Origin of the sequence: Kitasatospora sp. NPDC018619, assembly GCF_044391605.1 — a bacterium.
Lineage (GTDB): Bacteria > Actinomycetota > Actinomycetes > Streptomycetales > Streptomycetaceae > Kitasatospora.
Map to the genome: position 1 here is coordinate 1 of NZ_JBISAI010000041.1, position 6,500 is coordinate 6,500.

General features: G+C 56.8%; 6 protein-coding genes. 2 read left to right on the forward strand and 4 right to left on the reverse strand.

Annotated elements, in window-relative coordinates; translation table 11 throughout:
- Positions 1-388: hypothetical protein (locus ACH5AR_RS33750; RefSeq protein ID WP_396305349.1), on the reverse strand; the 388-nt coding region annotated here is incomplete at its 3' end.
- A 438-nt stretch (positions 389-826) separates the two neighbouring features.
- Between ACH5AR_RS33750 and ACH5AR_RS33755 the strand changes: the two genes are divergently transcribed.
- Positions 827-2,092, forward strand: a complete 1,266-nt coding sequence (locus ACH5AR_RS33755) for an IS256 family transposase (protein ID WP_003943361.1) — start codon at positions 827-829, stop codon at positions 2,090-2,092.
- Between the two features lie 151 nt (positions 2,093-2,243).
- Entirely contained in the window at positions 2,244-3,332 is a 1,089-nt protein-coding gene (locus ACH5AR_RS33760; RefSeq protein ID WP_003942584.1) for an IS110 family transposase, read from the forward strand.
- A 326-nt stretch (positions 3,333-3,658) separates the two neighbouring features.
- Here the strand turns inward: ACH5AR_RS33760 and ACH5AR_RS33765 are convergent, their stop codons facing one another.
- From ACH5AR_RS33765 to ACH5AR_RS33775, 3 genes are all read right to left on the reverse strand, one after another.
- On the reverse strand, positions 3,659-4,666 hold the full coding sequence (locus tag ACH5AR_RS33765; protein WP_396305350.1) for an IS481 family transposase: 1,008 nt from the start codon (positions 4,664-4,666) through the stop codon (positions 3,659-3,661).
- Positions 4,667-5,468: 802 nt separating this feature from the next.
- Complete coding sequence (locus ACH5AR_RS33770; RefSeq protein ID WP_360675969.1) at positions 5,469-5,795, reverse strand: hypothetical protein; 327 nt, start codon at positions 5,793-5,795, stop codon at positions 5,469-5,471.
- A 12-nt stretch (positions 5,796-5,807) separates the two neighbouring features.
- Positions 5,808-6,500, reverse strand: a 693-nt coding sequence (locus tag ACH5AR_RS33775) for a hypothetical protein (RefSeq protein WP_396305351.1), incomplete at its 5' end; no start/stop codon positions are given.

Genomic DNA, 6,500 nt, shown 5'->3' on the forward strand with positions numbered 1-6,500 from the left:
CAAGTTGGACCTTCAATCGTTTCTCAGCAGCATCGATTTCTTCCTGGTGCCGCCGAGCTGTGAGGGCAGCCTCGTCCTTCGCCCGCTGTTCGGCTTCCCGTGCCTGGCCGTTGGCCTGCACAGCCAACCAGACCGACGCGAGGGCAAGAGCCGTGGCACCAACTGCACTGGCCCATGCTCCAGCCGATGCAGCCTTGGTCTCGCTCTCGTTTTCTCCGGCAATCCAGCCGAACAGTGTGAATCCAAGCAATCCGGCCGCCACTGCGAGCACGATTCCGATGACCCCGCCGAGTATTGCACGGACCCACGGCACCCGAGATATGTCAATCGGTTCGAGGTCATTCGACTTCCGCAAGTCGGGGTCTTTGTCGACGTTCTCAAGGGTCACCCGCTGATTTAAGCAGATCCGACCGATCGTCCTTCACTGTCAGACAACTATGCGAACATCCTCGCTATGAACCTGACCCCACCACTGGCGCTGCCATGGAGGAAAGCACCCTTTACCTGGCAGCGTCCCCCCACACTCGCGCTCAGGTTCTAACAACTCCGTGCCCCGTGCCGGCCACTCCAGGTTCCTACGGCTGGTGGTTCCGAGAGTTGCCCGCTGAGATCAACACGTCAGGGTGTGCGAAGAAGGACGGGCTGACCTTGCTGTATCCGGGGATCAGCCCATCAGCACTTCTCGTTAATGGGAAAGCTCCGAGCAAGCAGACTCTTCGGACTCGGATCAAGACTCACTACAGGGGCAATGCGGGACTGTCTGAATAACGGTGGATCCGGTCCTTGATTCAACACGCCGAGCTGAGCTTGGCGGGAAGGATCGACGATGACCGAAACACTTGATCCCATGGCAGAGACTGAGGTGGATCAGAAGCAGTTGGCCGAGCAGCTCCTGGCTCAGGCCAAGGAGCAGGGCGTGGAGTTGATGGGCCCGAACGGACTCCTCAATCAACTCACCAAAAACGTCCTAGAGACCGCGTTAGACGCGGAGATGACCGAGCACCTGGGCTACGAGAAGCACGATGCCGCCGGCCGCGGCAGCGGCAACTCGAGGAACGGTACCCGTTCGAAGACGGTGCTCACTGAGATCGGGCCGGTGGAGATCGAAGTGCCACGCGACGTCGATTCTTCGTTCGACCCGCAGATTGTTAAGAAGCGTCAGCGACGCTTGACGGGTATCGATGAGATCGTATTGTCATTGACGGCAAAGGGTTTGACGACCGGCGAGATATCCGCGCACTTTCAAGATATTTACGGAGCGTCGGTGTCGAAGGACACGATCTCGCGGATCACCGACAAGGTCGTCGGGGAAATGACGGAGTGGCAGAACCGGCCACTTGATCGGGTGTATCCGGTGATGTTCATCGATGCGGTGCACGTGAAGGTTCGCGATGGGCAGGTCACCAACCGGCCGATGTATGTCGCGATCGGCGTCACCGTCAATGGCGAACGCGACATCCTCGGGATCTGGGCCGGCGAGGGCGGAGAGGGCGCAAAGTTCTGGCTCTCGGTCCTGACCGAGATCAAGAACCGTGGTGTGGCGGACGTCTGCATCGTTGTGTGCGACGGACTCAAAGGATTGCCTGAAGCGATCAACACCGTCTGGGAACTCGCTGTGGTGCAGACGTGCATTATTCATCTGATACGCAACACTTTTCGCTTTGCCTCTCGTAAATATTGGGATGCGATGGCGCGTGATCTCAAACCTGTCTACACCGCTCCGTCGGAGTTTGCGGCCAGGGAACGATTCGCTGAGTTCACGCAGAAATGGGGGCAGCAGTATCCAGCGATTATCAAGATGTGGGACAACGCGTGGAGTGAGTTCGTTCCGTTCCTGGACTACGACGTCGAGATCAGGCGCGTCATCTGCTCGACGAACGCGATCGAGTCTGTCAACGCTCGCTACAGGCGCGCAGTACGGGCGCGTGGGCACTTCCCGACTGAGCAGGCGGCGCTCAAATGCTTGTACTTGGCCACGCGTGCTCTGGACCCGACAGGGAAAGGTAAGGCACGATGGGCAATGAGGTGGAAGCCCGCGCTCAATGCGTTTGCGATCACCTTCGAAGGACGCATCACCCTGAACGGTAACTAACCGACATCAAGGTCGGATCCACCGTTAATCGGACACTCCCGGTATGAGGGTCGGCCCGTTTCGGGCCGGGGACTCGCTTGCAAGTTGCCGTGGGTTGCCGAGTAGGCGAAGCCTGGATCGGTAGTGCCTACATTTGCAGGAGGCCCCGGTGATGTATCAGCGTACGAGTGTCGGATTGGACGTGCACGCACTGTCTGTAGTGGCATGTGCGATCGACGGTCAAACCGGTGAAGTATGGAAACAACGATTATGTCCGGACTCCGGTGAGATCCTCGCCTGGTTGCGTTCGTTGCCGGGTCCGGTGAAAGCCGTCTACGAGGCCGGACCGACCGGATTCGGCCTGTACCGAGCTCTGAATCAAGCGGGTGTGGAGTGCGTGGTGGTTGCGCCGTCGAAATTGCAGAGACCTGCTGGTGACCGCGTCAAGACCGATGCTCGCGACGCGCTGCATCTGGCGCGGTTGCTCCGACTGGACGAGATCGTCGAGGTCACGGTCCCTTCGGTAGAACAAGAGGCAGCCCGAGATCTGGTCCGTGCCCGTGAGGATGCTCGCGGGGATCTGATGCGATGCCGACATCGCTTGTCGAAACTTCTTCTGCGGCAGGGCATTGTCTATTCTGGTGGTGCGGCGTGGACTGGTGCGCATGATGTGTGGCTACGAAGTCAGAGGTTCGAGCAGTCGGCGTTGCAGGCCACGTTCGACTCGAACTATGAAGCGATGCTGCTCACCCGAAGCCGCCGTGACCGACTGGATACGGCGATCGAGGAGATGGCGGAGAACAGTCCCTACACGCCGATGGTGCACCGTTTGGGATGTTTACGCGGAATCTCTACTTTGACCGGGTTCGGGTTGGCGGTCGAGATCGGCGACTGGCAGCGATTTACGGGGAGCACCATCGGTTCCTATGTCGGCCTGGTGCCGAGTGAATACTCTTCGGGGACATCACGATCACAGGGTTCGATCACCAAGACCGGCAACGGTCATGCACGTCGGTTGTTGGTCGAGGCAGCATGGCATCACCGCAAGATCTACCGCAACCCTGGACAGGTCATGCGCACTCGATGGGCGAAAGCCAGCCCCGCTGCGCGTGCTCGTGGGCATGCCGGCAACCACCGCCTGCATCATCGGTGGGAGCAGTTCACCGCCCGTAAGAAGCGTCCGGTGATCGCCAATGTCGCCGTAGCCAGAGAACTTGCGGGATGGTGTTGGTCGCTGGCGGTCGTCGACGACCAGCCCTGAGCTTGTCCTTCCCCTAGATTTCGGTCGATAGACAATCGCAAAGGGCGTGATGGCAGCGTGAGGAACGATCTGCGAAAACAACTATGGGCAGCAACAGGTTCCGAAATTGGAACCGATTGCGACGCCCGACCCTAGAGCAGCAGCACCGTTCCTGCCGAACAGTCGTCCTGCGGTAGCCAACCCGCGTATATCAGTCTGACCACGAGTCGTGAATATCGACATGTCACCCGCCGTTCTTCATGTCCGTCGACCGAAACGGAAACGGCCTCGGGAACTGCCGTTCCCGAGGCCGTTTCCACCTGTCCCTTGACAAATTTCTCTACATATCAGTTGTAGGAGGAACGGACGTTGGTGACGCGGTGCCGGCGGTAAGCGGCGGGCGGTCGTCCTCCGCGTGCTGAATGCGGTCGGTGGTAATTGTAGTGAACATTCCAGATTTCGACGGCAGTGCGCCGCTCAGCTTCGCTGGTGTACTCGCGGGAGTACAGCAGTTCTTCGGCGAGGATACGGTTGTAGCGTTCGACCTTCCCGTTATGTTTCGGGGTGTACGGCTTGATCCGGTAGTGCCGCGCTTCGCGTAATGAAACGGTGAAATCTGCTGCCCGGTAGCATGATCCGTTGTCGGTGATCACGCGCTCGATACGGGTGATGCCGTGTGCGGCGAAGAAGACGCGGGCGTTGTTCATGAAATCGATGGCTGTTGCTGCGGTTTCGTTGTCGCGGGCTTCGGTGTACGCCAGGCGGGTGTTGCCGTCGATCGCGGAATGCAGGTAGGTGTAGCCGATGCGGGCCTGCTTGTTCTTCGTTTTCCGGCGTTGGGATCGTTTGGCCTTGTCGGAGCCGCGGCCGTGGGCACGCCACCCGCCGCCGTCCGGGATCTTCCCGACTTTCTTGACGTCGACGTGGACCATCTGACCAGGTCGCTTGGCGGCGATGACCTGGGGTTTTCGGTTGGTTTCGCCGTTCGGGTCGATGAACCGGCGGCGGTGCAATCCGAGGTTCCGCAGGATTTTCGTGACGGTCCGGCGAGCAATGACCGTTCCATCCATTCGGAGTTCGAACGTGATGCGTGAGGCCGACCATTTCCGGGTTCGGCGCATCGACTCGATGTCGGCCACGACCTCCGCGGCTGTGGCGGTGGGTTGGTGTTTCGGTGCGCTGGATCGGTCCTGTAGTCCCAGGTCACCGTACTTGCGATACCGGTTGACCCACTTGGAGGCGCATTGTCGGGAGATGCCCATTTCGGCGGCGACGTGGGCGATCGGACGACTCTGGCAGCGCTCGATCAGGCGTCGTCTTCCCTCCACGGTGAGTGGAGCATTACGGTGTGTCACAGGGCTGGTCCTTCTTGGTCGAGAACGGTTGTGTCGCAACTCCCATTCTTACGCCGAGGACCAGCCCGTCTACTTCACTCCCGCATCAGCAATGTTCGTACCCGCAACAACTGCCACAATACATAGACCATGAAATATTTGACCGATCGGAATAATCGTGTTGAAATGAGACTATTTCGCCGGGCTAAGTAGCGATAAGAATCGTGTCACCAGTTAGCCTGACGCAATACTGTGCAGGTGCCGAAAAAACGTGGCGCGCCATGTCTCTATGGGTCATAGTAATCCTGCTCATCATCGACACACTCGTAATCGCCGGGTTGTTCACCATCGTCTGGAAACAGAGAAACGATCCGTGGTGAACCAGAAGTATGAATGAAGTCACATGCCTCACATTAACCAGTCGCGGCATTTAAATATTCCGAACAAATTCACTGTGACACGATGTAAAATCGCTTTTTCCGCGATCTTGCACACCCAATCGCTACAGCAAATAATTGCGATAATCATTCCGGCAACAGAGGAGGGGTTAGGTGAGCAGAAGATATCGATTGGCCGAGGCTGGGATTGGCATCGCAGCCGTCTTCGGAATTATCACTTTCCTTCAATAAAAAATCAAATGCGCCGAAGAAATATCGAATTGAACAAGAATCTGTTTGTCCATCAATTCCATCTTTCTGTCGAAGTAACAGGTGCTATCATATCGCGTGCCATCGTGCGCACCCAAGTCATGCATACTGTGAACATGCGGAAATACCAAGATTATTCGGCAACCGCAGCAGGATGCCCCTACGGACGGCTCATTTCATTCTCCGCCGGGAACGTCCTTCACTATCTCGTTTTTTTCATCTATCGAAACCAAGCTCAGTGCGGCTAGCTCCGCGATAGCGCTTTGCGCTATCTGCTTCGACACTAGATCATTCTTACCAGGCATCTGTATCCGCTCAAGCTCAGACCTCAGAACGCCAGAATCTCCCGCTGCTTCAACCGCAGACAACAGGCTTCCTTGAAACTGGCGATACTGACTGTTTTCGAATAGACCTTGATTTCTTGAAGCTTTCACACCCTCTCGCTTTGCTGTAATACTAGTTACGTTCTCGTTAAATAGTGACATAATCGGCTCCGTTCGCATAGCGTAATTTTCTCAACGATTAATTTTGCGCCACAATTCCAACTGCAGTGCGTCGACAAAAACTCTAGTGAACTCCTCCCGTATCAGGTTCGAGTAATTCGAGTCCCTACCGGAGCGGAGTTCAATACCGTTGGTAGAAACGTAGAAGCAATGGAGCTTGACTCTGCTGTCTTCAACATTGCTAAGGCGCGCGACCGAACTTCCCGCGAGCTCGTGGAACGCGTACAGAGTGTCATCCACAACGACACGCACCGATGAAGGATCATCAGTCTTCGCTGGCACGACCTCGTTGTAAGCAATCACCCAAAAACCAGCTAACCCAGCGGCGGTCATTGGCGAACTCGGAGATTGGGAGTTCCGAGTCATCCATCCCGCCAAGTCAATCTCACGCTCAAACTTTGTTCGTTCGTTGCTAGCGCCAGACAAACACTGTTTGCAGAACTCATCCAACAAGCGTGCAGGTGTTCCTTTCGACTCTGATGCTGCCTTTCTTAGACGAGAGACTATCGCGGTAGCTATTCGCGAAAGTGCAGACCTTCCGTTACGTTGCACGTACGCGCGTATTTCATTCTCAAAGCTGTCAACCAACTCCAACAGACCAGCGTGAATACCCGCGGCAGCCTCACGGTACTCAAGCTCAGTCTTCCACGTGGGAGCCCAGTTTGGGGTCCGATGAACGATGGCATTCGCCAGCGAAGTAAACCG